The sequence below is a fragment of the Actinoplanes sp. CA-051413 genome (assembly GCF_050955795.1).
In the GTDB taxonomy this organism is placed as follows: domain Bacteria; phylum Actinomycetota; class Actinomycetes; order Mycobacteriales; family Micromonosporaceae; genus Actinoplanes.
In genome coordinates, this window is record NZ_CP192100.1 from 5,510,025 (window position 1) to 5,534,975 (window position 24,951).

General features: G+C 73.7%; 25 protein-coding genes. 12 read left to right on the forward strand and 13 right to left on the reverse strand.

Annotated elements, in window-relative coordinates; genetic code table 11:
- Positions 1–97: 97 nt before the first annotated feature.
- On the reverse strand, positions 98–424 hold the full coding sequence (locus tag ACQP2Y_RS25990) for a YciI family protein (protein WP_360824167.1): 327 nt from the start codon (positions 422–424) through the stop codon (positions 98–100).
- Between the two features lie 85 nt (positions 425–509).
- Between ACQP2Y_RS25990 and ACQP2Y_RS25995 the strand changes: the two genes are divergently transcribed.
- From ACQP2Y_RS25995 to ACQP2Y_RS26005, 3 genes are all read left to right on the forward strand, one after another.
- Entirely contained in the window at positions 510–899 is a 390-nt protein-coding gene (locus ACQP2Y_RS25995) for a VOC family protein (protein WP_433717639.1), read from the forward strand.
- A gap of 80 nt (positions 900–979) precedes the next feature.
- Positions 980–1,537, forward strand: coding sequence for a TetR/AcrR family transcriptional regulator (locus ACQP2Y_RS26000; RefSeq protein WP_433717640.1), 558 nt, complete (start codon positions 980–982; stop codon positions 1,535–1,537).
- A 1-nt stretch (position 1,538) separates the two neighbouring features.
- Complete coding sequence (locus ACQP2Y_RS26005; protein WP_433717641.1) at positions 1,539–2,201, forward strand: lysophospholipid acyltransferase family protein; 663 nt, start codon at positions 1,539–1,541, stop codon at positions 2,199–2,201.
- Between the two features lie 15 nt (positions 2,202–2,216).
- Here the strand turns inward: ACQP2Y_RS26005 and ACQP2Y_RS26010 are convergent, their stop codons facing one another.
- Complete coding sequence (locus tag ACQP2Y_RS26010; protein ID WP_433717642.1) at positions 2,217–3,173, reverse strand: TIGR03885 family FMN-dependent LLM class oxidoreductase; 957 nt, start codon at positions 3,171–3,173, stop codon at positions 2,217–2,219.
- Positions 3,174–3,240: 67 nt separating this feature from the next.
- On the opposite strand from ACQP2Y_RS26010, the gene ACQP2Y_RS26015 reads away from it, so the two are divergent.
- Genes ACQP2Y_RS26015 through ACQP2Y_RS26025 form a run of 3 tightly spaced genes read left to right on the forward strand, consistent with a single transcriptional unit; the run spans position 3,241 to position 6,161 of the window.
- A complete protein-coding gene (locus ACQP2Y_RS26015) occupies positions 3,241–4,155 on the forward strand; it encodes a nucleoside hydrolase (RefSeq protein ID WP_433717643.1) in 915 nt (304 codons plus the stop codon).
- A 51-nt stretch (positions 4,156–4,206) separates the two neighbouring features.
- On the forward strand, positions 4,207–4,848 hold the full coding sequence (locus tag ACQP2Y_RS26020) for a cysteine hydrolase family protein (RefSeq protein WP_433717644.1): 642 nt from the start codon (positions 4,207–4,209) through the stop codon (positions 4,846–4,848).
- A 38-nt stretch (positions 4,849–4,886) separates the two neighbouring features.
- On the forward strand, positions 4,887–6,161 hold the full coding sequence (locus ACQP2Y_RS26025) for a zinc-dependent alcohol dehydrogenase (protein WP_433717645.1): 1,275 nt from the start codon (positions 4,887–4,889) through the stop codon (positions 6,159–6,161).
- On the opposite strand, the gene ACQP2Y_RS26030 is transcribed toward ACQP2Y_RS26025, so the two are convergent.
- Positions 6,103–7,218: a M20 family metallopeptidase gene (locus ACQP2Y_RS26030; protein WP_433717646.1), complete on the reverse strand. Its 1,116-nt coding sequence runs from the start codon at positions 7,216–7,218 to the stop codon at positions 6,103–6,105. The two genes, ACQP2Y_RS26025 and ACQP2Y_RS26030, sit on opposite strands and share 59 nt — an antisense overlap.
- Positions 7,219–7,399: 181 nt before the next feature.
- Between ACQP2Y_RS26030 and ACQP2Y_RS26035 the strand changes: the two genes are divergently transcribed.
- Positions 7,400–8,332, forward strand: a complete 933-nt coding sequence (locus ACQP2Y_RS26035; RefSeq protein ID WP_433717647.1) for a GNAT family N-acetyltransferase — start codon at positions 7,400–7,402, stop codon at positions 8,330–8,332.
- A gap of 38 nt (positions 8,333–8,370) precedes the next feature.
- Here ACQP2Y_RS26035 and ACQP2Y_RS26040 read toward each other — a convergent pair whose 3' ends face one another.
- Positions 8,371–9,531, reverse strand: coding sequence for an LLM class flavin-dependent oxidoreductase (locus tag ACQP2Y_RS26040; protein WP_433717648.1), 1,161 nt, complete (start codon positions 9,529–9,531; stop codon positions 8,371–8,373).
- Between the two features lie 47 nt (positions 9,532–9,578).
- Between ACQP2Y_RS26040 and ACQP2Y_RS26045 the strand changes: the two genes are divergently transcribed.
- The 3 genes from ACQP2Y_RS26045 to ACQP2Y_RS26055 all read left to right on the forward strand — a co-directional run bounded on the left by ACQP2Y_RS26045 (position 9,579) and on the right by ACQP2Y_RS26055 (position 12,134).
- On the forward strand, positions 9,579–10,529 hold the full coding sequence (locus ACQP2Y_RS26045) for an aliphatic sulfonate ABC transporter substrate-binding protein (RefSeq protein ID WP_433717649.1): 951 nt from the start codon (positions 9,579–9,581) through the stop codon (positions 10,527–10,529).
- Positions 10,526–11,344 (forward strand): ABC transporter permease, encoded by an 819-nt coding sequence (locus tag ACQP2Y_RS26050; protein ID WP_433717650.1) that lies wholly within the window; start codon positions 10,526–10,528, stop codon positions 11,342–11,344. The genes ACQP2Y_RS26045 and ACQP2Y_RS26050 overlap by 4 nt, the downstream gene beginning before the upstream one ends.
- Before the next feature lie 85 nt (positions 11,345–11,429).
- Complete coding sequence (locus ACQP2Y_RS26055) at positions 11,430–12,134, forward strand: ABC transporter ATP-binding protein (RefSeq protein WP_433717651.1); 705 nt, start codon at positions 11,430–11,432, stop codon at positions 12,132–12,134.
- Positions 12,135–12,154: 20 nt separating this feature from the next.
- On the opposite strand, the gene ACQP2Y_RS26060 is transcribed toward ACQP2Y_RS26055, so the two are convergent.
- From ACQP2Y_RS26060 to ACQP2Y_RS26100, 9 genes are all read right to left on the reverse strand, one after another.
- Complete coding sequence (locus ACQP2Y_RS26060; protein WP_433717652.1) at positions 12,155–12,526, reverse strand: hypothetical protein; 372 nt, start codon at positions 12,524–12,526, stop codon at positions 12,155–12,157.
- 92 nt (positions 12,527–12,618) lie between these two features.
- The gene (locus ACQP2Y_RS26065; protein WP_433717653.1) at positions 12,619–13,737 is read right to left on the reverse strand and encodes an LLM class flavin-dependent oxidoreductase; all 1,119 of its coding nucleotides are present in this window, start codon (positions 13,735–13,737) and stop codon (positions 12,619–12,621) included.
- Positions 13,738–13,739: 2 nt separating this feature from the next.
- Entirely contained in the window at positions 13,740–14,771 is a 1,032-nt protein-coding gene (locus ACQP2Y_RS26070; RefSeq protein ID WP_433717654.1) for an LLM class flavin-dependent oxidoreductase, read from the reverse strand.
- Positions 14,768–16,075, reverse strand: a complete 1,308-nt coding sequence (locus ACQP2Y_RS26075; protein WP_433717655.1) for an NtaA/DmoA family FMN-dependent monooxygenase — start codon at positions 16,073–16,075, stop codon at positions 14,768–14,770. Before ACQP2Y_RS26075 ends, ACQP2Y_RS26070 begins: the two co-directional genes overlap by 4 nt.
- Positions 16,068–17,195, reverse strand: a complete 1,128-nt coding sequence (locus ACQP2Y_RS26080; protein ID WP_433717656.1) for an LLM class flavin-dependent oxidoreductase — start codon at positions 17,193–17,195, stop codon at positions 16,068–16,070. The genes ACQP2Y_RS26075 and ACQP2Y_RS26080 overlap by 8 nt, the downstream gene beginning before the upstream one ends.
- Complete coding sequence (locus ACQP2Y_RS26085) at positions 17,192–18,751, reverse strand: dipeptide ABC transporter ATP-binding protein (RefSeq protein ID WP_433717657.1); 1,560 nt, start codon at positions 18,749–18,751, stop codon at positions 17,192–17,194. Before ACQP2Y_RS26085 ends, ACQP2Y_RS26080 begins: the two co-directional genes overlap by 4 nt.
- The gene (locus ACQP2Y_RS26090; protein ID WP_433717658.1) at positions 18,748–19,605 is read right to left on the reverse strand and encodes an ABC transporter permease; all 858 of its coding nucleotides are present in this window, start codon (positions 19,603–19,605) and stop codon (positions 18,748–18,750) included. The genes ACQP2Y_RS26085 and ACQP2Y_RS26090 overlap by 4 nt, the downstream gene beginning before the upstream one ends.
- 3 nt (positions 19,606–19,608) lie before the next feature.
- A complete protein-coding gene (locus tag ACQP2Y_RS26095) occupies positions 19,609–20,529 on the reverse strand; it encodes an ABC transporter permease (RefSeq protein ID WP_433717660.1) in 921 nt (306 codons plus the stop codon).
- Positions 20,526–22,148, reverse strand: coding sequence for an ABC transporter substrate-binding protein (locus ACQP2Y_RS26100; RefSeq protein WP_433717661.1), 1,623 nt, complete (start codon positions 22,146–22,148; stop codon positions 20,526–20,528). Before ACQP2Y_RS26100 ends, ACQP2Y_RS26095 begins: the two co-directional genes overlap by 4 nt.
- Before the next feature lie 154 nt (positions 22,149–22,302).
- Here ACQP2Y_RS26100 and ACQP2Y_RS26105 point away from each other — a divergent pair, with 154 nt between their 5' ends.
- Positions 22,303–23,046, forward strand: a complete 744-nt coding sequence (locus tag ACQP2Y_RS26105) for an ABC transporter ATP-binding protein (RefSeq protein WP_433717662.1) — start codon at positions 22,303–22,305, stop codon at positions 23,044–23,046.
- A gap of 1 nt (position 23,047) precedes the next feature.
- Entirely contained in the window at positions 23,048–24,934 is a 1,887-nt protein-coding gene (locus tag ACQP2Y_RS26110; protein ID WP_433717663.1) for an FtsX-like permease family protein, read from the forward strand.
- Positions 24,935–24,951 lie beyond the last annotated feature (17 nt).

Sequence of the window (24,951 nt, forward strand, 5' to 3'; positions counted from 1 at the left end):
ACTTAAGGATGACGAAAGGTTCGGTGGACGGAGAGCGCTTTCCGGTGCGGGGGCGCATGTTCGGACCACCGGAACCGGTTACGGCGAGAAAGCGCTCTCACGGAGTCAGCAGCTGCCTTACATCGATCCGCTGACCCAGTGGGGCGCCGCCCGGCCCCGGCGCCGCCGACGCCCGGGCCGCGATCTGCAGCGCCCGCTCCTCCGACTCCACGTCCACGACCCGGTAGCCGGCGAGCTCGGGCAGGGCGCCCCGCTCCCCCGCGACCTGATGCGAACGGCCGCCGAGCCCCTGCGCCTCGACCAGCTCACCGGCCGCGGTGAGCTCGGCGTCCAGGTCACGCTGATAGTCGAAATGCCGCCGTACGTCGGCCGGCGCCCAGGTGCCCATCGCGGTGTGGTGCTGGATCAGCAGAAACTTCGTCATACCGGGGGGTCGGTGCCGGCCGGCCGTTCTCGACATGATGGGCGGGAGACCGCGGACGCCGCGGGCCGCCGGACCGGGAGGCATCATGGCAATCGGCCGTCTGCACCACGTGATCGTCGACTGCCCGGAGCCGCTGGCCCTGGCCCGGTTCTACAGCGAGCTGCTGGGCCTGCCCGTCACCTACCACGACGACGACTTCGCGGTCGTGGCCAGCAGCGACCGCGCCTCCGGGCTGGGCTTCCAGCGGGCCCCCGGCAATCCGGCGCCGACCTGGCCGGACCCGGCGACACCCCAGCAGCTCCACCTGGACGTGATGGTCGATGACGTCGCCGCGGCGTCCGCCGCTGTCCTCGCACTGGGCGCCACTGCCCTGCCCGGCGCGGGCGTGTTCGCGGACCCGGCCGGGCACCCGTTCTGCCTCATCCCCCGGCCGGGATGGGCGCCCCCGGTCGCGGACGGCACATTGCCGGCGTGAAGATCACGCCCTGGGCGACCCGCACCTGGGCTCCGACGCGGTTGATAGACACTGTCTACGGCGTCTGGTAGACAGTGTCTATGCCGGATGACCTGCGCGCGCATCTCGTCGCCACCGGCGTCGAGCTGGTCGCCGCCGAGGGCACCGACGCGCTGAGTCTGCGTGAGATCGCCCGCCGCGCCGGCGTCTCCCACGGCGCACCCCGGCGCTACTTCCCCACCCACCGCGAGCTGCTGGCAGCCGTGGCCCGGGTCGGCTACGACCGGCTGTCCGACCAGATCGCCGCCCTCGGCGAGCAGCGCGACCCGCGCGCCGGGCTGCTCGCCCTCGGCCGGCTCTACCTCGACTTCGCCCGCACCGACCGGGGCATGTTCGAGCTGATGTTCCGGCACGAGCTGCTGCGCGGTAACCAGGAAGGGCTGCGGGCGGCCAGCAAGCCGCTGTTCGCCGTCCTGGTCGAGCTGGTCGCCCGGGCCCGGCCCGGCCGCGACGACGCCGCCGTGGCCGCCGGCGCCCTGTGGGCCAACCTGCACGGCATCGCGCAGCTGTGGTCCTGGGGCAGCCTGCAGATGACGGTCGAGACCGAGGAAGCCGACGCGCTGCTGCGCACGGCGATCGACGCGTACGTGGAGTCGTGACATGTTGCCGCAGCTGACCCGTGCCCTGCTCGTCCCGGTGTCCCGGCTGGCGTTCCGGACGGTGGTCGAGGGCCGCGAGCACGTACCCCGCGAAGGCCCGGTCATCCTGGCCGCCAACCACCTGTCCTTCCTGGACAGCTTCCTGATCCCGCTGGTGTCACCCCGGCCGGTGGCGTTCCTGGCCAAGGCGGAGTACTTCACCCGGCCCGGCTTGCTGGGCCGGCTCAGCGGCTCGACCCTGCTGGGTCTGGGCGCGGTCGCCGTGCCGCGCGGCGAGCACCGGGCGGCCCAGGCGGCCCTGGAGACGGCGCTGGGTGTGCTGCGGGACGGCCGGGCGTTCGGCATCCATCCCGAGGGCAGCCGGTCCCGCGACGGCCGGCTCTACCGCGGGCGTACGGGGGTGGCTTGGCTGGCCCTGGCCTCCGGGGCGCCGGTCGTACCGGTGGCCGTGATCGGGACCGACCGGATCCAGCCCGTCGGGGCGCGGTTTCCGCGGCCCGGCCGGGTCACCGTGCGGTTCGGCGCGCCGCTGCGTTTCGCGGCCCCGGCGGGCAACGCCGCGCGGGCCCGGCGGACGGCGACCGACGAGATCATGGCCGAGATCGAGAAGCTGTCCGGCCAGGAGAACGCCGGCTGCTACAACGAGCTGTCCGCCGGGACGTGAACCGGCCGGTGCGGCTCAGCGCAGGGCCGGCAGCACCTTCGCGCCGAAGGTCTCCACGAACGGCAGCAGGTCCTGGCCCACGTGGTGCAGGTAGATGCGGTCGAAGCCCAGGGCCGCGTACCCGCGCAGCCACTCGATGTGCCGTTCCAGGTCGGCCGAGATGTTGACGACCTCGCGGACCTGCTCCACCGTCACGTTCTTGGAGACCACGTCGAAGTGGTCCACGGTCTCCAGGTCCCAGCAGACCGGCGGCGGGAAGATGTTGCTGCGCCACTGGTCGTGGGCGATCTGCTCGGCCTCGGCCTCGGTCGGCGCCCAGCTCAGGTGCACCTGCAGGCTGATCGGCCCGCGCCCGCCCGCGTCCCGGTACGCCGCGATCATCTCGCGCAGCTTCTCCTCGGGGGCGTTCACGGTGACCAGGCCGTCGGCCCAGCCGGCGCACCAGGCCGCCGTCTTCGTGCTGACAGCCGCGCCGATCAGCGCCGGGGGTGTCTCGGGCCGGGTCCACAGCTTGGCCCGGTCGACCTTGACCAGGCCGTCGCGGGTGACCTCCTCGCCGGCGAGCATGTCGCGGATGACGCCGACGCACTCCAGCAGCCGGGCCTCCCGGACCTCCTTGCGGGGCCACGGCTCGCCGGTGATGTGCTCGTTGCTGTACTCCCCGCTGCCCAGCGCCGTCCAGAACCGGCCCGGATACATGGCGCCGAGAGTGCCGATGGCCTGCGCGATGATCGCCGGGTGGTAGCGCTGGCCGGGTGCGTTGACCACGCCGAAGGACAGGTTGGTGGCCTGCAGCGCGGCGCCGAGCCAGGACCAGGCGAACGCCGACTGGCCCTGCCGGGCGCTCCACGGCGAGAAGTGGTCGGAACACATCGCGGCGTCGAAACCGGCGCGTTCGGCGGCGACCACGGCGGCGAGGAGCTCGGCGGGCGGGATCTGCTCGTGCGAGGCATGGATGCCGTAGTCCGTCATGCCGCAGGTCGTACCCAGGCCGGCCCGGGGACAACCCCCGCGCACCCGGACGGCTTAGCCTGAGCCCGTGACTCGATCGGTCTATTTCGACTGCGACACCGGCGTGGACGATGCCCTGGCCCTCGCCCTGCTGCTCGCCCAGGGCGGATCCGTTTTGGCGGGCATCGGCACGGTCAGCGGCAACACGGCCGCCGGCCAGGCCGCCCGCAACACCCTGGACCTGCTCGCCCTGGCGGGCCACGACGACATCCCCGTCGCCGTCGGCGCCCACCACCCGCTGGCCGGCGACTTCCACGGCGGCGCGGACCGGGTGCACGGCGGCAACGGCATCGGCGGGATCGAGCTGCCCGCTGCCACCCGGCAGCCGCAGGACCAGGACGCGGCTGAGCTGCTGCTCAGGCTGGCCCGCGAGCACGCCGGTGAGCTGCGGATCGTGGCGACCGGGCCGCTGACCAACCTGGCGCTGGCGCTGCGCCGTGACCCGGAGCTGCCCGGCCGGGTCCGCGACGTCACCGTCATGGGCGGGGCGGTCCGGGTGCCGGGCAACGTGACCGGGCGGGCCGAGGCCAACATCGCCGGCGATCCCGCCGCGGCGACCGCCGTGTTCGACGCGGCCTGGCCGGTGACGGTGGTGCCGCTCGACGTCACCATGCGGCACCGCTTCGACGAGTCCGACCGGGCCGCACTGGCGGCCGGCCCGCCGCTGACGGCGGCACTGGGCGCGATGCTGACCGGCTACTTCGACTACTACGAGCCGGTGCTGGGCGAGCGGCAGGTGCCGCTGCACGACCCGATCGCCGCCGGTGTCGCGATCGGCCTCCTGCACCCGGCCGACGCACCGCTGGTCGGGCTGCGGGTCGAGCCGGACGGACACCTCGTGGAGGACGACACCGCCGCTCGCCGGACCCGGGTGGTCCTTTCCCTGACCGCGGACGCCGCACCGGTCATTCTCCGGACCATCCTCCAGCAGTCCGCCGGCTGAGGGGACCGCCGATATGCTGCTGGCGTCGTCCCACCGCATCGGAGGGTCCGCATGACCGATCCGCATCTGGCCCCGCATTGGGAGTCGTCCGCGCTGGTCACCATCGACATGCAGCGGGACTTCCTGTCCGGGCAGCCGTACGGGCTGGCCGGCACCACCGAGATCATCCCGTCGCTGCGCGCGCTGATCGACGCGTTCCGGGCCGCGCGCCGGCCGATCGTCCACATCGTCCGGCTGTACCAGGGTGACGACGTCGACCGGGTGCGGCGCACGCTCATCGACGGCGGTGGCCAGCTCGCCCGGCCGGGCACCGACGGCCGGCTGCTCGCGCCCGGCCTGCTGCCCGGCGACGGGACGGACCTGGACGACAAGCTGCTGTTCGACGGGCGGGCGCAGGAGCTCGGCCCCGACGAGTTCGCCCTGTTCAAGCCGCGCTGGGGCGCCTTCTACCGCACCCCGCTCGACGAGTTGCTGCGCGAGCGGGGCATCGACACCGTGGTCTTCGCCGGCTGCAACCTGCCCAACTGCCCGCGGGCCAGCATGATCGAGGCCAGTGAGCGGGACTTCCGGGTCGTGCTGGCCACCGACGCCATCTCCCAGGCCACCGAGCAGAGCTTCCGGGAGATCGCCGGGATCGGCGTCGTGCTCGCCGCCACCGCGGACATCGTGGCCCGGGTCACCACGCCGGGTTGAGACCGGGCGCGGCCGGCGTCGCGGCTGGAAGGAGCACCATGCGAGCCGTTCTGGCGGACCTGTCGATACCCCGGTATCTGGCCACCGCCGCCGCCCGGGCGCTGCCTGGGGGCCTGGGCGGTGACGCCGGCTGGGGCGCGGCCGGCCTGCTCGCCCTGCGCGAGGACGTGCCGGTGCCGGTGCTGCCCAGCGCCCCCGGCTGGGTGCTGCTGCGTCCGGAGCTGTCCGGCATCTGCGGCAGCGACACGGCCGTCGCCCACGCCAAGTCGTCGCTGGTGCTCAGCGCGTACTACACCGCGCGGCGGCAGATCCTGGGGCACGAGATCGTCGCCGTGGTCGAGTCGGCCGGGCCGGGTGTCACCTCGGTGTCCGCGGGTGACCGGGTCGTCGTCGACCCGGTGCTGTCCTGCGTGCACCGCGGTTTCGCTTTGTGCCGGTCGTGCCGGGACGGCTTCCCGTACGTCTGTGAGCGCTTCGACGAGCCCGGTGTGTCCGGCTGCCGGTCACCCACCCAGGGCTTCGACGCGGCGCTGGGCGGGGGCTGGGGCGAGTACGTCGCCGCCCACGAAAGTCAGCTGCACCGGGTCGGGGCGCTGCCGTCGTACCGTGCGGTCCTCGCCGAGCCCGCGGCTGTCGCCCTGCACGCGGCGCTGCACTGGCAGCGCCGCGGTGATCGTGCCGTGGTCATCGGCCCGGGGACCATCGGCCTGCTCGTGACGGCCGCCCTGCGCCGGCTGCACCCGGATCTGGACATCACCGTGGTCGGCCCGGGTGAGTTCAGCCGGGCGGCGGCGGTGCGCACGGGGGCCAGCCGGGCGCTGGAGCCGGGTCCGCAGGTGGTCGAGTCCCTCGCCCGCGTGCACGGCGGCCGGGTCGTCCGGCCGCGGCTGACCCGGACCCCGATCCTGGAGCAGGGCGTCGACGTGGTCTTCGACTGCGTGGCCCACAGCGAGACGATCGACCTCGCCCTGCACCTGCTGCGACCGACCGGCATGCTGGTGCTCGTCGGCGGGGCCGGCCGGCAACGGGTCGACTGGTCGCTGGTCTGGAACCGCCAGCTCACCGTGCAGGGCACCGTCAACTCGGGTCCGGAGCCGGCCCTGGCCGGGCGGACGACGATGGCCGAGGTGGTGGAGTGGCTCGCCGACCCGGCCTACCCGGTGGACGGGCTGGTGACGCACACCTTCGCGCTGGACGACTGGCGGCTCGCGCTGCGGACCGCGTCGGCCGCGGCCCGGGCCTACGCCGTCAAGGTCACCCTGCGGCCGAATCCCGACGTCCCGCTGGTGCCGGGTCCCGAGCCAGCTCGGTGAGGAACGTGACCAGCGCCTTCCGGTACGGGCCCACGGTGCGCAGGTCCGCGTACTCGACCGGGCCGTGCTGGCCGTCGCCGCCCGGGCCGAAGATCACCGCGTCGATGCCACGCGCGGAGTAGAACCGGCCGTCGGCGGCGCCGTGCTTGCGCAGCAGCTCTCCCGGGTAGCCGGCCGAGCTCGCTGCCGCCCGCAGCAGTGTGACCTCGCGGCTGTGCGGGTCAGCGTGGTGCGGCGCACCGAGGCTGTCCACGGTGACCGGCACGCCGCTGACCGACTGCAGAAGCGCGGCGATCTCCTCGCTCGTGCGGCCGGCGAAGTCGGTGTCCTGCGGCGGGAAGCGGATGTCGAGCCAGGCGGTGGCCTCGGCCGGCACCTGGTTGACCGCGCGGTTCGTGGTCTCGATCCGGGCCACGTTGACCGTCGTGCGCCACTGCTCGTCCGGCGGCACCGGCCATCGGCGCAGCACGGCGTCGACCGCACCGGTCAGGGTGAGCAGGGCGTTGTCGCCGAGCCACGGGTAGGCGGCGTGGGCGGCGGTGCCGGTGGCGTGCAGGCGTACCTGGAGGATGCCCTTGGAATCGGTGACCACGCGCAGGCCGCTCTGCTCGCCGATGAGCACGAAGCCGGCGGTGACGCCGGCGGCGAGCTGGTGCGCGGTGCCGTCGAAGCCACCGACCTCCTCGTCGGTGACCAGTTGCAGACCCAGCGGGTACGGCAGCGACGGCGCCAGCGAGCGGAAGACCTCGGCCAGCACCAGCGCGGCCACCTTCATGTCCTGCGCGCCTCGGCCGTAGAGCCGGTCGCCGTCCAGCCGGGCCGTGAAGCTCTCGGCGGGCACGACGTCGAGGTGGGCGTTGAGCATCACCCGGAAGTGGGGACGCGGACCGGGCACGTGGACCAGGGCGCTGGGCTTGCCGCGCGAGGCGAAGCGCTCCACCGTGAAGCCGGGCCCGACTACGTCCAGCACGAGCTCCAGCGCGCGGTGCAGCTCCTCGGGCCGGTCCGCGGTGGAGGGCACGGCGATCAGCTCGGCGGCGCGGGCCGGCAGGTCCATGCGCCGACCCTATCGAGTAAATCGGTTGCGGCCACGCCGGGCGGCGGATAGAACTGGCGGCCGGACCGACGAAGGAAGGAGGGCTGAGCCATGTACGCCACGCACATCGCGCCCACGTCCTCCCGGGGCCACCAGCCGAGCTGATCCCGGCGGGACAGGGCGCCTCCAGACGGAGAATGCCTTGACTCTGCACCACCACGACCTGACCCTGCGCCCGATCACCGGGCCCGACGAGCTGGACCTGTTCACCGCCTTCCCGTACGTCCTCAACGGCGAGCTCGCCAAGGACCTGGAAGCCGGCCGCCGCCACCCGCGGTGGCTGTGGCTCGCCCTGCGCGGCGAGCGCGTCGTCGCCCGGGCCGCCTGGTGGTCCCGCCCCGGCGAGGAACACCCGTTCCTGATGGACATCCTCGATCTCGACGGTGACCCCGACGACGCTTTCCAACTCGTCCGGACGGCTCTGTCCACCTTGGTCGCTGCGGGCACCACTCCGCCCGACTACCTGCGGTACGTGCCGGGCGACTGGCGCGAGCAGCCCGAGGTCCGCCGCGGCCTCGAGCAGCGGATGGGTGTGCTGGAACGCCTGGGCGCCAAGCTCTTCGTCGAGCGGCTGCGCCTGGAGTGGCGGCCGGGCACTCCGGTCCCGGAGCCGGCCGGGCGTCTGACGTTCCGCCCGGTCCGCGACGCCGAGGAGCTCATCACCCTGATGACGCGGGTGCTGGAGGGCACGCTGGACGCGCACAGCCTCGACGATCTGAGCCGGATGAGCGCCCGGCAGGCCGCCGAGGAGCAGTACCGCGACGAGCTGGAAGGCTATGCCAGCCCGCACGAGTGGTGGCGGGTGGCGACGCTGCCGGACGGGGAGCCGGTCGGCTTCGTGATCCCGGCGCACAACGGCTACAACCCGATCATCGCCTACATCGGGGTCGTGCCGGAGCACCGCGGCCACGGATACATCGACGAGGTGCTGGCGGCGGGCACGCGGCTGCTGGCGGACGAGGGCGTACCCCGGATCCGGGCCTCCACCGACGTGGGCAACCAGCCGATGGCCCGGGCCTTCGCCCGGGCCGGCTACGACGCGTTCGAACGCCAGCTCGACATGACCTGGCGCTGATCGGGGGCGCGCCGGGCCCGTCCGGGCTCGGCGCGTGATCAGCTGGAAGCGGCCCCGGCGGTGGCCACGCCCGCGAACGGGATGCTCGTCGCCCCGGTGTTGCCGTCGCCGTCCGGGTGCCGCCAGAGGCCGCGGCGGCGCAGCTCCGGCAGGACACCCTCGCCGAACCAGTACGCCTCCTCCAGGTGCGGGTAGCCGGACAGGATGAACTCGGTGATGCCGAGGTCGGCGTACTCGGCGATGCGGTCGGCGATCTCGGTGTGGCTGCCGACCAGGGCCGTGCCCGCGCCGCCGCGGACCAGGCCGACGCCCGCCCACAGGTTCGGCGAGACGACCAGCCCGTCGCGGCTGCCGCCGTGCAGGTCGAGCATCCGCCGCTGGCCCTCGGACTCGCTGCGCCGCAGGCCCGCCTGCACCGCCTCGATGTCGGCCGGCGAGACGCCCTGCAGCAGCCGGTCCGCCTCGGCCCAGGCCGCCTCGGCTGTGTCGCGGGCGATGACGTGCAGCCGGATGCCGAAGCGCAGCGCCGGGTTCAGGCCGCGGATCCACGCGATCTTCTCCGCCACCTGGGCCGGCGGCTCGCCCCAGGTGAGATAGACGTCGGTGTGCCGGGCGGCGACCGGGCCGGCCGCGGCCGACGAGCCGCCGAAGTAGATCTCCGGCGCCGGGTCGGGCAGGCGGCTCAGCCGGGCGCCCTCGACGCGCAGGTGCTCGCCGACGTGGTCGACGGTCTCGCCGCGCCACAGGGCCTTGATGATGCCGAGGAACTCGTCGGTGCGGGCGTACCGGGCGTCCTTGTCGAGGAAGTCGCCGTAGCCGCGCTGCTCGCTGGACTCGCCGCCGGTGACGACGTTGAGCAGCAGCCGGTTGCCGGACAGCCGCTGGAACGTGGAGGCCATCTGGGCGGCGAGGGTCGGCGAGATCAGCCCGGGGCGGAACGCGACCAGGAACTTGAGCCGCTCGGTCACCTCGGTCAGCATCGCCGTGGCCAGCCAGGCGTCCTCGCACCAGGCCCCGGTCGGGGTGAGCGCGCCGACGAAGCCGAGCTGCTCGGCGCTGCGGGCGATCTGGCCGAGGTAGCCGATGGTCAGCGGGCGGATGCCCCCGGCGGAGCCGACCGGCGTGCCGTGCCCGCCGCCGACGATGTCGCGGCTGTCGCCGTTGGTGGGCAGGAACCAGTGGAAGTCGAGCGACGTCATGGGCCCAGGGTACCCACATCTCCTATCGACTAGATAGAGTGACGGCCATGCATAGACGGAGTGCGATCGCCGCCCTGCTGGCCCTCACCGTGTCGGTGGCGCTCGGCGGCTGCGCCGACGACGACGCCGGCACCGGCCCGGCCGACAACGGCCCCCTGCGGATCGGCTACCAGCGGTTCGGCGGGCTGAGCCTGGTTAAGGCCCGGGCCGCCGCCCCGGACGCGCAGTGGTCGCTCTTCGAGAGCGGCCCGGCGGTCACCGAGGCGCTCAAGGCCGGCGCCATCGACATCGGCCAGACCGGCGAGGCCCCGCCGATCTTCGCGGCCGCCGCCAAGATCCCCTTCGCCATCGTCGGCACCAGCGCTCCCATCCCCAAGGGCGAGGCCGTCCTGGTCAAGCAGGCCAAGGGCTACAAGAGCTTCGCCGACCTGCGCGGCAAGACCGTCGCGCTCAACAAGGGGTCGAACGTGCACTGGCTGCTGGTCAAGCTCCTGGAGGCCAACAAGATGACCCTGGCCGACATCAACGTGAAGTACCTCAAGCCCGCCGAGGGGCGGCCCGCGTTCGACAACGACCAGGTCGACGCGTGGATCATCTGGGACCCGTACTTCGCGCTGGCCGAGCAGCCCGGGGTGCAGGTGCTCGCCGACGCCACCGGGCTGGCCAACAACCGCGAGTACATCCTGGTCCACCCGGACGCGGTCAAGAACAAGGCGCCGCAGATCCGGACGTTCCTGGACACGTACCAGAAGACCACGACCTGGGGCATCGCCAACCCGGAGGAACGCGCCAAGGTCCTGGCCCCGGAACTGAAGATCGACGAGGCGGTGACCACCCGGGCCCTGGCCCGCGCGGCCCAGCCGCTGGCCCCGCTGACCCCGGAGGTCGGCACCGAGCTGCAGAGCATCGCGGACGGCTTCACCGAGCTGAAACTGATCCCGGGCAGCGTCGACATGAAAGCCCGGATCGACGACCAGTTCACCGCGGAGCTGCAATGACCGCCGTCGCCACGGCACCGGACGTGGCGGTTCGCCCGCGCCCGGTCAGGAAGACCCGGCGGCTGCGCTGGCAGCGCATCGTCAGCCCGGTGGCGATCCTGCTGGTGTGGGAGGCGCTGTCGCGCGGCGGCGTGCTGGCGCCGGACAAGCTGCCCGCCCCGAGCACCGTGCTGCGCACCGGCTGGCGCCTGACCGCCGACGGCACGCTGGGCGCGCACCTGCTGGACTCGCTGACCCGCGCCGGCATCGGGCTGGTCATCGGCGGGGTGCTCGCGCTGGCGCTGGGCGCGACGGCCGGCCTGCTGCGCCTGGGCGACGACGCCATCGACCCGCCCGTGCAGATGGCCCGGATGCTGCCGCACCTGGCCCTGGTGCCGCTGCTGATCATCTGGGTCGGCATCGGCGAGTCGATGAAGATCACCCTGGTCGCGCTGGGCGTGTTCTTCCCGCTCTACTTCAACACGTACGCCGGCATCCGCGACATCGACGAACGCCTGGTCGAGGCGGCCCGGACCTGCGGGCTGGGCACCTGGGCCCGGCTGCGGCACGTGATCCTGCCCGGCGCCCTGCCGTCGCTGTTCCTCGGCCTGCGGCTGGCGATCGGCGCGGCCTGGCTGAGCCTGGTGGTCGGCGAGCAGACCAACACCCAGAACGGCATCGGCTTCCTGATGATGGAGGCCCGCGAGTTCAGCCAGACCGACGTCGTGGTCCTGGGGCTTTTCGTGTACGCGGCCCTGGGCCTGCTGTCGGACCTGCTGCTGCGGGCGGCGGAAAGGAGGGCCCTGGCATGGCGACGCGGGCTGCGAGCGGCATGACGGACTGCACCGAACCAAACGGCGCGGTCGTCGCGGACGGCCGCGACGGTGAGGGCCAGGAGGGCATGCCGAAGGTGGGCCCAGCATGACCCCGGTGGTACGGGCGCAGGGAGTGCACCGGGCGTTCGGCCCGGCGGTCGTCCTCGACGGCGTGGACCTGTCCATCGCCCCGGGCGAGGTGGTGGCTCTGCTCGGCGGCAGCGGCTCGGGCAAGAGCACGCTGCTGCGCATCCTGGCCGGCCTCGACCCGGACGCGACCGGCACGGTGACCGTCCCCCGCGAGCACGCGGTCGTCTTCCAGGAGCATCGCCTGCTGCCCTGGAAACGGGTGGCCGGCAACGTCGGCCTGGGGGTGACCGGTGGCGACGTCCCGGCCCGTACGGCGGCGGCGCTGGCCGAAGTTGGCCTGGCCGACCGGGGCCACAGCTGGCCGGCGGAACTGTCCGGCGGGCAGTCCCAGCGGGTGGCGTTCGCCCGCGCCCTGGTCCGCGAGCCGCGGGTGCTGCTGCTCGACGAACCGTTCGGCGCCCTGGACGCGCTGACCCGGCTCAAGATGCAGGACCTGTTCGGCCGCCTGCGGGCCCGGCACGGCTTCGCGGCGTTACTGGTCACCCACGACGTCGACGAGGCGCTGCTGCTCGCGGACCGGGCGCTGGTGCTCGACGGCGGAAAGATCGCCGAGGAGCTGGTGATCCCCCTGGAACATCCGCGGGCCCCGGACGACGCGGGCTTCGGACCGCTGCGGCGCCGGCTGCTGGACCGGCTGGGGGTGCCACTCGCCCGCAACTAGCGCCGCGCTCCTCCGCTGTCTCAGGTGTCCCGGCGGGGGCCGGAGTGCCGCACCGGCTGCACGGCCCGGCCGCCGCGGAACTCGTCACCCCAGCGGGACGTCTTCGGCCGGGAGCGGATCGCCGGCCCTCGCCAGTCCGGACGCCAGCCGGCCGTCAGCGCCTGGTCGATGCTCGCGGCGACCGTCGACGAGGACACGGGCCGGCCCGCCGGCGCGGAGTGTTCCGGCAGCGTGACCATCAGCAGAGCGCCGTGGCCGGTGGCCTGCTCCACCACGAAGGGCAACAGATTCCAGCCGTCGCCCTGGTGGTAGGCCGCCCGCCGGCGGACCGTCCAGCGGTACGCCGTTCCCCCGACCGTGATCGGCTGCGATCGCCTCCGTGCCACTGCCATCCGTCGTCCCTCCCGCATCCCCGTCATGCTCGGATGCCCGACCCTACGTCAGGCGTGGCCGGACCCGCCGCCGTATTTCGGCGGGGTCACCATCAGCCCAGCCACTCCTTGGCGAGCAGTTCGAAGGAGTGCACCCGGTCCGCGTGGTCGTACGTCACCGTGGTGACGAGCAGTTCGTCGGCCCCCGTCGCCCGTTGCAGGGTCCGTAGCTTGTCCGCCACGGTCTGCGGCGAGCCGACGAACTGCGTCGCCACCCGGTCGGCGACCAGGTCCCGTTGCTCCGCTGTCCACACGTGCGCCGCCACCTCGGCCGGCGACGGGTACGGCCGGGCCCCCGCCCCCGTCCGGATGCTGTGCACCCACAGGCCGAAGCCCGCCGCCAGTTCCCGCGCCGTCTCGTCGTCCGCGGCCACCACCACGTCCGCGGAGACCATGACGTGCGGTGCGGGCAGGACCGACGACGGCTGGAACGCCGACCGGTAGGCGTCGACCGCTTCGAGGACCTTCGCGGGTGCGACGTGGTAGTTCGCCGCGAACGGCAGGCCGCGCCGGCCCGCCTCCCGGGCGCTCTGGCCGCCGCTGCTGCCCAGGATCCACAGCTGGAGGTCCGCGCCTTCGCCCGGCACCGCGCGCGCCTCGTTGCCGTCGGTGTCGGTGATCGGGCCCGCCAGCAGCGCCTCGATCTCGTCCAGTACGTCGGGGAAGTCCGGGGGTTCCGCGCCCGGCTGCTGCAACAGCCGCACGAACAGGGCCGTGCGGGCGGAGGCCAGCAACGGGGCGAACGAGAACGGCTTCGGGATCAGCAGGCCGTCGACCACGTGCTCCTCGGCCGGCGGCGGCGGGGCGCCCAGTTCGCTCAGCGCTTCCTTGCGGCGCTGGCCCGAGCGGCCCAGGCCGAGGTCGAAGCGGCCCGGATAGAGGGCGTCGAGCAGGCCGAACTGCTCCACGATGGACAGCGCGGTCTGGTGGCCGGTCTGGACCGCGCCCGAGCCGAGCCGGATGTGGTCGGTCACCGCGGCGATCTGGCCCAGCAGCAGGGCCGGCTGGGAGCTGGCCACACCGGGCGTGAAGTGGTGCTCGGCCACCCAGTAGCGGGCGTAGCCGAACTGCTCGGCGTGCCGGGCCAGGTCCAGCGTGCGGCGCAGGGCGTCGCCGGCCGTGCCGCCGGCCAGGATCGGGGCGAGGTCGAGGATCGACAGGGGTACGGGCATGGTCACTGTCCTCCCAGGGGACGGCTGGGGATGCTCCGGCGCAGTTCGGGGGCGATGTCGCTCTGGAAGAGCTCCAGCGTGGCGCGGTGCTGTTTCTCGGTGAGCCCGTCCGCGTCGGCGCTCAGGTGCATCACCTCGTGGCCGAACTCGGCGTGGTAGCGGTGCACCTTGTCGATGATCTGCTGCGGGCTGCCGACCAGGATCGAGCCGCGGGCGATGGCGTCCTCCAGGGTCGGGAAGACCGGGGTGAGCCCGAGCCGGGTGAACGCGGCCAGCCGGGCGTCGAAGATCGGCCGGTACGTCGCGATCGCCTCCTGCGAGGTCCGCGCGGCGTAGTACCCGGCGGAGCCCGCACCGACGAGCGCGTCCGCGGGGTCGTGGCCGTAGTGGGACCAGCGTTCGCGGTAGTAGCGGATGAGATCGGCGTACGGCTCGATCGGGTTGGTGACGTTGGCGGAGAACAGCGGGTCGCCGTAGCGGGCGGCCAGGTCGACCGAGGCGCGGCTGGTGGCGCTGCCGTGCCAGACCCGGATCGGCTGCTGCAGCGGGCGGGGCCACGTCTCGGCGTCCTTGAGCGGCGGGCGGAAGCGGCCCTGCCAGGTCACCTTCGGTTCGCGCCACAGCCGGCGGAACAGCTCGTACGACTCGCGGTTGCGGTCCCACTGGTCCTCGGCGGTGACGTGGAACAACTCGGCCTGGGCGGCGCCGTTGCCCTTGCCGATGATCAGGTCCAGCCGGCCGTCGGCCAGGTTGTCCAGGGTGGCGTAGTCCTCGTAGGCGCGTACCGGGTCGAGCAGGCTGAGCGTGGTGACCGCGGTGAAGAGCCGGATCCGGCTGGTCCGGGCGGCGATGTGGCTGAGCACGACCGGCGGGGACGAGGAGATGAACGGGCGTTCGTGGCGCTCGCCCACGCCGTACCCGTCGAAGCCGAGCTCCTCGCCCAGCACCGCGTTGTCGACCACCTCGCGGAACCGCTGCCGGGTCGTCCTGGCCGGATCCAGGTGGGTGATCAGGGTGATGAGCAGGAACTTCATGCCAGCCCCAGGTGCCCGCGCAGCGTGCTGGTGGTGTATTCGGTGCGCAGCACGCCGCGTTCCTGCAGCAGCGGCACCACCGTGTCGACGAAGTCGTCGAGCCCGCCCGGCGTGAGGTGCGGGACGAGGATGAAGCCGTCGCAGGCGTCGGTCTGCACGTACGTGTTGAGCTCGGCCGCGACCCGGGCCGGGGTGCCGATGAACGACTGCCGCCCGGTCACCTCGATGATCAGCTCGCGGATGCTGAGGTTCTTCTGTTCCGCGCGGGCCCGCCACTCGGCCGCGGTGGCCAGCCGGTCGGGGTACATGCCGGCCCGGCCCTGGATGATCGACTCGTCGGAGACGTCGGGGTCGACCACGGGCAGCGGGCCCTCGGCGTCGTAGCCGGACAGGTCGCGGTTCCAGAGCTGTTCCAGCAGCAGGATGGCGGTCTGCGGGCTGACCTGCTGGCGCCGGATGTGGTGGGCCTTCTCCTGGGCGTCGGCCTCGGTGTCGCCGAGCACGAAGGACACGCCGGGAATGATCTTCAGGCTGTCCGGGTCGCGGCCGTGGCGGGCCAGCCGGGACTTGACGTCGCGGTAGAACGCCCGGCCGTCCTCGAGCTCGTGGTGCCGGGAGAAGACGGCGTCGGCCTTGGCGGCGGCCAGTTCCCGGCCGCCGTCGGAGTCGCCGGCCTGCAGGATCACCGGGTGGCCCTGCGGGCTGCGGGGGACGCCGAAGCGGCCCTCGATGCCGAACTGCGGGCCGTGGTGAGCGAAGGAGCCGGTGTCGGCGAACAAGCCGCGGTCACGGTCGGGCGCGAGCTCGGCCCACGAGTCCCACAGCTCGCGGGCGGTGTCGATGAACTCGCCGGCCCGTTCGTAGCGCTGGGCGTACTCCAGGAAGCCGCCGCGCCGGAAGTTCTCGCCGAAGAACGGGCCCGACGAGGTGACCACGTTCCAGGCCGCGCGGCCGCCGGAGAGATGGTCGAGCGTGGCGAGCTGACGGGCCAGCTCGTACGGCTCGTGGAAGGTGGCGTTGAGGGTCCCGGCGAGCCCGAGGTGGGTGGTGACGGCGGCCAGGCCGGCCAGCACGGTCAGCGTGTCCGGGCGTCCGACCACGTCCAGGTCGTGGATCAGTCCGCGCTGCTCGCGCAGCCGCAGCCCCTCGGCCAGGAAGAAGAAGTCGAACTTGCCCCGCTCGGCGGTGCGGGCCAGGTGCACGAACGAGTCGAACTCGATCTGGCTGCCGGCCGCCGGGTCGCTCCACACGGTGGTGTTGTTCACGCCGGGGAAGTGCGCGGCGAGAATGATCTGCTTAGCCAAGGCGGGCCCCTTCGTAGCGGTTGACGGCGTGCGGCAGGCCGAGGCGCTCGCGCAGGGTGCCCGGCCGGGGTGCGGTGCGGAAGACGCCGCGGTCCTGCAGCGTCGGCACCAGCAGCCGGGTGATCGCCTCCAGGTCGTACGGCAGGGCGCCGGGCCGCAGCCGGAAGCCGTCCAGCCCGGCCTCCCGCCAGGCCAGCAGCAGGTCGGCGAGCTCTTCCGGGGCGCCGGCGAAGATCAGCGCGTCGGAGGGCACCGGCGCGCCCGCGAGCTCGTCCAGGCGGGCCCGGCGGCGCAGCGCTGTCCCGCCGTGCTCGTCCAGGAACACCACCAGGTCGGCGTAGATCTTGAGCGGGCCGGCCGCGCGGACCTGGGCGACGATCTCCGCGGCCTCGGCGGGTGAGGACGGCGTCACGAAGACCACGTCGGCCGAGCGGGCCGCGAACTCGTACACCGCCGGGGTGTGCGCGAGGGCGGCCACGACGGGCTGGCCCTGCGGCGGCCGCGGCACGATCGAGGGTCCCTTGACGCTGAACCACCGGCCCGCGAAGTCGATGTAGTGCAGCCGGTCCCGGTCGATGAACCGTCCGGTGGCGATGTCCTTGATGACGGCGTCGTCCTGCCAGCTGTCCCACAGCCGGCGGACCACCTCGACGGCGTCGGCGGCCTCGTCGAGCAGGTCCCAGAGCTGCTCGTCGCCGGAACCGGGCGGGCGCCGGCCCAGCAGGGCCGCCTCGGCCGGGGAGGCGGAGATCCGGGCCTGCCAGCCGGCCCGGCCGGTGCTCAGGTAGTCGAGGGTGGCCAGGGCCGTGGACAGGTGGAACGGCTCGGTGTGGGTGGTGGTGGCGACCGGGATCAGCCCGACGTGCCGGGTCACCGGGGCCACCCGCGAGGCGACCAGCACGGCGTCCAGCCGCCCGTTGATCCGGCCGGGGTCGTCGGCCGGCGGCCCGAACGTGTCCTCGAACGTGACGAAGTCCAGCAGCCCGGCGTCGGCCTCCCGGGCCAGCTGCGTCCAGTAGCCGGCGGTGAAGACCGCCGCGGCGTCCAGCGGCGAGGTGCGCCAGGCGGCGGGGTGCCAGCCGAGCCCGTCGAGGGCCACGGCGAGGTGCAGATCGGTCATGGGACGGCCTCCAGGGTGGGCACCGCGGCCAGCAGGGCGCGGGTGTATTCGTGCCGCGGACGGGTGAAGACCTCGGTGACCGGGCCGCGCTCGACGACCGTGCCGTCGCGCATGACGAGGACCCGGTCGGCCAGGTGGTGCACCACGCCCAGGTCGTGCGAGATGAACAGCAGGGCGGTGCCGTCGGTGGCCCGGATGTCGGCCAGCAGGTCCAGCACCTGGGCCTGCACCGACACGTCCAGCGCGGAGACCGGCTCGTCGCAGATGATCAGGCTGGGCCGCGGCGCGAGGGCCCGGGCGATGGCGACCCGCTGGCGCTGGCCGCCGGAGAGGTGCCGCGGATAGCGGTCCAGGACGGTGGCGTCCAGGCCGACGCGTTCCAGCAGCGGGACGACGGCGGCGCCGGGCGGCAGGGCCTCCCCGACGATCCGGGCCACCGTCCAGCGGGGGTCGAAGGAGGACAGCGGGTCCTGGGAGATGAACTGCATCCGGCGGCGCCGTGGTCGCCGGCCGCGCTCGGGCACACCGGACCAGGGCGCGCCCTCGAAGGTGACGGTGCCGGCGGTCGGCTCCACCAGTCCGAACAGCAGCTGCGCCACGGTGGTCTTGCCCGAGCCGGACTCCCCGACCAGGCCCACGATCTCGCCGCGCCCGATGCTCAGGTCGACGCCGGCGACGACGGTGCTGCGGCCGTACACCTTGCCCAGTGCGGTGGCCTCGGCCACGACGCCGGCCGGCGGCCGGACCGCCGGGCTCTCCCCCGATCCGGCCAGCCGGCGGCCGCGGGACGCCGCCGACGGGACCGCGGCCAGCAGCTTCCTCGTGTACGGGTGCTCCGCGCCGGACACGAGCAAGGACGTGGCCCCCGACTCGACGAGGCGGCCCTCCCGCATCACCAGCACGCGGTCCGCTATCCGGCCGACGACCGCGAGATCGTGGCTGATCAGCAGCAGCGTCTCCCCCGCGGCCTTGCGCTCGGCCAGCAGCGCCAGGATCTGCGCCTGCACGGTGACGTCGAGGGCCGTGGTCGGCTCGTCGGCGATCAGCAACGGCGGCTCGCCCGCGATGGCGGAAGCGATCAATGCGCGTTGCCGCAGGCCGCCGGAGAGCTGGTGCGGATACTGCCGGGCCCGCCGGGCCGGCTCCGGCACGTGCACGTCGGCGAGCAGCTTCTCCACCGGGGTCCGGCGCCGGTGGGTGCGCAGCACCTCGCCGATCTCCGCGCCGACCGTGCGCAGCGGGTCCAGCGACACCAGCGCGTCCTGCAGGACCAGGCCCGCGAAGCCGCCGCGCACCCGGCGCCAGTCCCGCTCGGTGTGCCGGCGCGCGTCGCGGCCGTCGAGCTCCAGCGCGGCGGCGCGGACCTCGGCGCCGGGACCGGCCAGCCCGACAAGGGTACGGGCGGTGACGCTCTTACCCGACCCCGATTCCCCGACGATGGCCACGCACTCACCGCGCTCGACGGTGAAGCTGATGCCCCGCACGGCCTCGACCCGGTGCCGTCCGGTGTCGAAGGTGACGTGCAGGTCCTCGACGCGGACCAGGGGTGTGCTCATCGTTGCTCCCGTCCCTCGAAGCGGCGCTGCAGGTGCCGTCCGGTGACGGTCAGCGCGATGACGGTGAGGGTGACGACGACGCCCGGCAGCACGGATGCCCACCAGGCGATCCGTAGGTAGCCGCGGCCCTCGGAGAGCATCGCGCCCCACTCCGGCGAGGGCGGCTGCGGTCCCATGCCGAGGAAGCTGAGCCCGGCGGCGGCCAGCACGGCCTCGCCCAGGCCGATCATGGCCAGCACCGGGATCGGCCCGAGCACGTTGGGCAGCACGTGCCGCAGCACCAGCCGGGTCCGCGAGTGCCCGAAGGCGACGGCCTGGGTCACGTAGCCGGCCCGGCGCACGACCAGCGTCTGGGCCCGGACGACCCGGGCGTAGTGCGGCAGGGTGGCGATGCCGATGGCCACCACCAGGCTCACCGTCCCGGGGCCGGCGATGGCGATGAACAGCAGCGCCAGCAACAGCAGCGGGAACGCCGACAGCGCGTCGAACGAGCGGCTGAGCGCCTCGTCGGCGTACCGGTGGGCCAGGCCGGCCAGCACGCCGAGCAGGATCCCGGCGGTGACCGCGATCAGGGTGGCGGCGACGCCGATGGCCAGCGAGTGCCGGGCGCCGTGCACCACCCGGTCGAAGACGTCCCGGCCGAGCTGGTCGGTGCCGAACCAGTGCCCGGCGTCCGGCGGCCGCAGCACCTGGAAGGGGTCGGCGGCCAGCGGGTCCCCGGCGAACAGCCCGGGCCACAGCGCCGCGACCAGCATGAGCAGCAGGAAGCCGGTGGCCGTGGCGACGCCCGGGCGGGGGCGGCGGGTGGTGCGGCGCGCCCGGCCGATCAGCGGCCGCTCGGTGGCGAGGGTCATCATTCAGCTCCTGCGCAGCCGCGGGTCGACGATCAGGTACGCGAGGTCCGCGGCGGTGTTGAGCACCACGTAGACGGCTGCCGAGAGCACCACGACGGCCAGCACCACCGGCATGTCCTTGCTGGTGACGGCGGCCAGGGTGACTTGGCCGAGGCCGGGCCGGCCGAACACCGACTCGATGATCACGGCCCCGCCGAGCAGGATGCCGAAGAGCCAGCCGGTGAGCGTGACGGCCGGCAGCAACGCGTGCCGCAGCGCGTGCCGGAGCAGCACCGCGCTCTCCCGCAGGCCCCGGGAGCGGGCCGTGACCGCGAACGGCTCGTCCAGCGCCCGGTCCAGCCCGTCGCGCAGCACCTGGGTGAGGATCCCGGCGATCGGCAGGGCGAGGGTGACGGCCGGCAGCACCAGCGCGGCGAACCCGCGGTCACCGGCGACCGGGAACAGCCCGAGGCGGAACGAGAAGACGCTGAGCAGGATGATGCCGATCAGGAACGGCGGCGTGGACACCAGCACCAGCTCGGCGGTGGAACTGACCCGGCGTGCCCACGGCCGGCGGGTGCTGATCGCCAGCAGCAGCGACAGCACGACGCCGAGCAACGCGGCGGCCAGGGCCAGCTTCAGCGTCGGCCACAGCTGCTCGCCGACGACGTCGCGGACCGGCCGCTGCAACAGGTACGACCGGCCGAGGTCACCGTGCGTGGCCCGCCACAGATAGTCGACGTACTGCACGACGGCTGGGCGGTCGAGGCCCCACTCGGCGACGATCTGCGCCCGGATCAGCGGGGTGTCGGCCCCGTCGCCGACGATGCTGTCCACAGTGTCCCCGGGGGCGGCGAGCAACGCGAGATAGCCGGCTGTGGCCGCCGCCCAGAGCACGACCAGTCCCGTCACGAGGCGCCGCAGCACGGCGGCGGCCAGGCTCACTTGCGCACCCAGACCCCGTAGGCGCTGTTCGGCACCCCGGCGGTCGGCTCGAAGGAGAGACCGCCGACCGTCCTCGCCGCGGCGATCTGGTCGTTGGGGGCGTACAGCGGCAGCACGATCGCCTGCTCCCGCACGACCCGCTGCTGGACCGCCCGGTACGTCGTCCGGCGCTGGTCCGCGTCACCCGTGGCCTGCCCGGCGGCCAGCAGCCGGTCCAGTTGCGGATCCTTGCTGCCGGTGCGGTTGATCGCGCCGTCGGAGGCGAGGAGCAGGTTCAGCGCCGCGCCCGCGTCGGTGTCGGCGCGGGAGTTGTCGAAGACCTCGTACTCGCCGTCGGCCAGGGCCTTGGTCGCGGTGCCCTGGTCCACGGTCGACACGGCCAGGTCGATGCCGGCGCTCTTGCGGACCGCGGCCTGCACGGCCTGGGCCAGGATGTCGCGCCGGTCGCGGACGAACGGGGCCGACTGCACGAGCCGGACGGTGAGCCGCCGGCCCGCCCTGGTCCGGAAGCCGTCGCCGTCGCGTCCGGTCCAGCCCGCCTCGTCGAGCAGGCGGTTGGCGCGGGTCGCGTCGTTGCCGTACGAGCCCTCGAGGGACTTGTCGTAGAGCGGGCTGGTCGGACCGATCACGCTCCAGGCGCGGGTGGCGGTGCCCTGGTAGACCGCGTTGAGCACGGTGGGCACGTCCAGCGCGTCGCGCAACGCCTGGCGCACCCGCAGGTCGTCGAACGGCGGGTGGGCGACGTTGAGGTAGTACGAGTACGCGGAGCCCGAGTTCAGGCCCCGGGTCAGGGCGAGCCGTGGGTCGCCGGTGATCAGCGGCTGGTCGGTGGCGGGCACACCCTCGCTGACCTGCACCTGGCCCGAGGTGAGGGCGCCGACCCGGACCGAGGACTCCTTGAGGAAGCGGTAGGTCACCTCGTCGAGATAGGCCGGGCGGCTCCCCCAGTACGAGGGATTGCGTTTGAAGTGCACCTCCTGGCCGGCGGCGTACCGGTCCAGGATGAACGGCCCGGTTCCGGCCAGCTCCGGGCCGCCGGCCTTGAGGTTGGCGGCCTTGCGCAAGGACGTCGGCGAGACCACGGCGCCCTGCGGGGACGAGATGAAGTCGAGCAGCAGCACGTCGGGTCTCGTCAGGTGGTACACGACCGTTCCGGGGTCGGGCACCTCGACGCTCTTGAGGTTCTTCAGCTGGACGGCGGCGACCGTGGGCGCGTAGTCGGGGGCCAACAGCTGGTCGATGTTGGCCTTGACGGCAGCGGCGTCGAACGGCGTGCCGTCGGAGAAGGTGACGCCGGTCCGCAGCTTGAACGTGTAGGACCGGCCGTCCGCCGCGGCCTGGTATCCGCCGGCGAGCAGCGGCACGTACCCGCCGTTCGCGTCGTGGGTGAGCAGGCCCTCGTACGCGTTGGCGACCAGCAGCCGGGCCTTGGCCTGAGCGTACTGGTGCGGGTTGAGGGTGATCGGCTCGGTCTCGATGCCCCAGGTCAGCGAACCGCCGCTGACCGGCTGCCCGGCGTCGGCGCCGGCCTCGGCGGAGCTGGTGGTGCCGGAGCAGGCGGCGAGCAGCAGGAGGGTGGCGGCGGCGAGGGCGGTGACCCGGGATCGATCGCGCAACATATCTAATTCCTATAGCTAAACTGGGATATAGGCAAGGGGTGGACGGTGTTGTCCCGCTTACTGGATCGCCGGCCGTAGGGTTAGCCCTACCCCGGATCCGGGGGACCGCCGCAACGCTATTCGCGGGCCGCCGCCATACGTTCGAGCAGTGACGATGACGACGACCCCCACCCCCACCACGACCGCGGTCGCCCTGCGCGGCGTGAGCCGCGGCTACGGCCGCGGCGCCACCGCCGTCCGGGCTGTCGACGACGTCGACGTCGAGTTCCGGCGCGGCACCTGGACCGCCGTGATGGGCCCCTCCGGCTCCGGCAAATCCACCCTGCTGCACCTGGCCGCCGGCCTGGAACGCGCGGACAGCGGCCGGGTGCTGCTCGGCGACACCGACATCACCGCCGCGAGCGACAACGAGCTGACCGCCCTGCGCCGGACCCGGATCGGGTTCGTCTTCCAGAGCTTCAACCTGATCGGCTCGCTGAGCGCCGAGCAGAACGTGGCCCTGCCGCTGCGCCTGGCCCGCCGCCGCCCGGGACGCGCCCAGGTCCGCCAGGCCCTCGACGACGTCGGGCTGGGCGACCGGGCCCGGCACCGCCCGCGCGAGCTCTCCGGCGGCCAGCAGCAACGGGTGGCGATCGCCCGGGCCATGGTCACCGCGCCCGAGGTGCTCTTCGCCGACGAGCCGACCGGGGCGCTCGACTCGACGGCCGCCCGTACCGTGCTGGATCTGTTGCGGGCCATGGCCGACCGCGGCCAGAGCATCGTGATGGTGACCCACGACCCGGCCGCCGCGGCCCGCGCCGACGGGGTGTTGTTCCTGCGAGACGGCCGGCTGGTCGACCACCTCGCCGGTGCGAGCGCCCGCGAGGTCGCCGACCGCCTCGTCGCCCTGGAGCGCTGACATGCTGCGGATGAGTTTCTCCGGCCTGGCCGAACGCTGGCAGCTGTTCGTCGGCGCCACCCTGTCGGTGTGCCTGGGCGTCGCGCTGGTGCAGTCGTCCCTGCTGCTGCTGATCTCGGCAGCCACCCTGGACCCGCCGGCCGGGCTGTCCCCGGCCGAACGGCTGCACTTCAGCGACAGCGCCGAGGCGTCGGTGGCACTGCTCGGCGTGACGCTGGGCTTCTCGACGTTCCTGGCCGTGTTCATCATCAGTTCCACGTTCGCCTTCACCGTGGCCCAGCGCCGCCGTGACCTGGCGCTGCTCCGGCTGGTCGGCGGCGGTCGCCGGCACGTACGCCGGCTGCTGATGGGCGAGGCGCTGCTACTGGGCCTGGTCGGGACAGTCACCGGCGTACCGGCCGGGCTGGCCGTGATGGCCCTGCAGACCCGGCTGCTGGTCGGCTTCGGCTTCGTACCGGACGGCTTCACCGGGCAGTGGCGCGACTGGATCCTGGGCGCCTCGGCCGGGGTCGGCCTGGGCCTGGCGCTGGCCGGGGTGCTGGTCGCCGCCCGGCGGGCCGCCCGGGTCCGCCCGCTGGACGCCCTGCGCGATCCCGACGCGGGCCGGGTGATGACCGCCGGGCGCTGGCTGACCGGAATGTTCTTCGCCGCCGGAACGGTGGCCCTGATCATCCTGGCCCCGGTGGGCGGCGCGGCCGGCGGTCAGGCCCTGACGATGAACGTGTCGCTGTGCGCGGCGGTCGCCCTGTCGCTGCTGGCGCCGGTGCTGGTCCCCGCGGTCGCCCGGCTGATCCCGGCCGCCGGGGTGACCGGCATGCTGGCCCGGGCCAACCTGCGCGACGAGGTCCGGCGCAGCGCGGCCACCGCGGCCCCGCTCATCGTGCTGATCGGCGTCGTCTTCGGGCAGGTCGGGGCATCCGCCTCGTTCGCCGCCGCCGGCGTGGCCGAGCAGCGCCGCGGCACGGCCGCCGACCTGGTGGTCGAGACCGCCGGACCGGGCTTCCCGGCCGTGGCCGGGGTGGCCTCCTTCTCGTCGGAGACCGAGACCCCGGTCCGCATCACCACGGGCCACGGCGACACGGCGGACACCCTGATCGAGTCCGCCCTGGTCGTCGAGCCGGCGGCCTTCGAACGGGCCCATCCCGGCAGCGGCTCCCTGCAGGCGTTGCGCGGCAACGCCGTGGCGGGCGGCCCGGCCCGGGAGGGCTTCTCCCGCGGCGACACCGTGACGGCCCACTTCGCCGGCACCGGCCACTCGCTGCCGGTCGTCGCCGAGGTGCCGGCCACGATCGGTGGCGGGGCGGCCCTGCTGGTGCCGGTGGGCCTGCTCCCGGCGGACCAGCTCGCCGAAGCACCGACCCGGACGTTCGTCACCCTCGCGCCCGGTGCCGACACCGCCCGGGTCACCGCGGCACTGTCCGCAGTGGGCACTGTGACCAGCGTGGACGAATGGCTCCGGGCCGACGCCGAGGCCCGGACCAGCACGAGCGACAACATCATGCTGATCGTGCTCGGCCTCGGCGGCCTGTACGCGCTGATCGGCGTGGTCAACGCGGTCGTGATCGCCGCGGCCGCCCGGGGCCGGGAGTTCGCCGCGGCCCGGGCGACCGGCCTGACCCGCCCCCAGGTGCTGCGCGCGGCCCTGCTGGAGTCGTCGGCGGTCACCATGATCGGCGTCTTCCTGGGCGCGCTGGCCGCGGCCGGCACCTACATCGCGGTGCTGGCCACGACCTCGGCGGTGACCGGCACCGCGACCCTGGACCTGCCGTGGACCCTGATGGCGGTGCTCGCGGTGGTGGCGTTCGTGGTCACCGGGCTGACCAGCCTGCTGACCTCCTGGTCGGCGACCCGGGCGGCGCCGGTCTCTTTGCTCGGCGCCCGCGAGTAACGGTCAGGACCAGCCCG

Bases quoted from the DNA above. Each gene is read 5' to 3' on its own strand.
- ACQP2Y_RS26010 (WP_433717642.1), bottom strand. From the start codon at position 3,173: ATGACGGACTACGGCATCCATGCCTCGCACGAGCAGATCCCGCCCGCC.
- ACQP2Y_RS26040 (WP_433717648.1), bottom strand. From the start codon at position 9,531: ATGACGTCGCTCGACTTCCACTGGTTCCTGCCCACCAACGGCGACAGC.
- ACQP2Y_RS26070 (WP_433717654.1), bottom strand. From the start codon at position 14,771: ATGAAGTTCCTGCTCATCACCCTGATCACCCACCTGGATCCGGCCAGG.
- ACQP2Y_RS26005 (WP_433717641.1), top strand. From the start codon at position 1,539: ATGTTGCCGCAGCTGACCCGTGCCCTGCTCGTCCCGGTGTCCCGGCTG.
- ACQP2Y_RS26090 (WP_433717658.1), bottom strand. From the start codon at position 19,605: ATGACCCTCGCCACCGAGCGGCCGCTGATCGGCCGGGCGCGCCGCACC.
- ACQP2Y_RS25995 (WP_433717639.1), top strand. From the start codon at position 510: ATGGCAATCGGCCGTCTGCACCACGTGATCGTCGACTGCCCGGAGCCG.
- ACQP2Y_RS26085 (WP_433717657.1), bottom strand. From the start codon at position 18,751: ATGAGCACACCCCTGGTCCGCGTCGAGGACCTGCACGTCACCTTCGAC.
- ACQP2Y_RS26000 (WP_433717640.1), top strand. From the start codon at position 980: ATGCCGGATGACCTGCGCGCGCATCTCGTCGCCACCGGCGTCGAGCTG.
- ACQP2Y_RS26110 (WP_433717663.1), top strand. From the start codon at position 23,048: ATGCTGCGGATGAGTTTCTCCGGCCTGGCCGAACGCTGGCAGCTGTTC.
- ACQP2Y_RS26030 (WP_433717646.1), bottom strand. From the start codon at position 7,218: ATGGACCTGCCGGCCCGCGCCGCCGAGCTGATCGCCGTGCCCTCCACC.
- ACQP2Y_RS26105 (WP_433717662.1), top strand. From the start codon at position 22,303: ATGACGACGACCCCCACCCCCACCACGACCGCGGTCGCCCTGCGCGGC.
- ACQP2Y_RS26025 (WP_433717645.1), top strand. From the start codon at position 4,887: ATGCGAGCCGTTCTGGCGGACCTGTCGATACCCCGGTATCTGGCCACC.
- ACQP2Y_RS26080 (WP_433717656.1), bottom strand. From the start codon at position 17,195: ATGACCGATCTGCACCTCGCCGTGGCCCTCGACGGGCTCGGCTGGCAC.
- ACQP2Y_RS26100 (WP_433717661.1), bottom strand. From the start codon at position 22,148: ATGTTGCGCGATCGATCCCGGGTCACCGCCCTCGCCGCCGCCACCCTC.
- ACQP2Y_RS26020 (WP_433717644.1), top strand. From the start codon at position 4,207: ATGACCGATCCGCATCTGGCCCCGCATTGGGAGTCGTCCGCGCTGGTC.
- ACQP2Y_RS25990 (WP_360824167.1), bottom strand. From the start codon at position 424: ATGACGAAGTTTCTGCTGATCCAGCACCACACCGCGATGGGCACCTGG.
- ACQP2Y_RS26045 (WP_433717649.1), top strand. From the start codon at position 9,579: ATGCATAGACGGAGTGCGATCGCCGCCCTGCTGGCCCTCACCGTGTCG.
- ACQP2Y_RS26050 (WP_433717650.1), top strand. From the start codon at position 10,526: ATGACCGCCGTCGCCACGGCACCGGACGTGGCGGTTCGCCCGCGCCCG.
- ACQP2Y_RS26065 (WP_433717653.1), bottom strand. From the start codon at position 13,737: ATGCCCGTACCCCTGTCGATCCTCGACCTCGCCCCGATCCTGGCCGGC.
- ACQP2Y_RS26060 (WP_433717652.1), bottom strand. From the start codon at position 12,526: ATGGCAGTGGCACGGAGGCGATCGCAGCCGATCACGGTCGGGGGAACG.
- ACQP2Y_RS26055 (WP_433717651.1), top strand. From the start codon at position 11,430: ATGACCCCGGTGGTACGGGCGCAGGGAGTGCACCGGGCGTTCGGCCCG.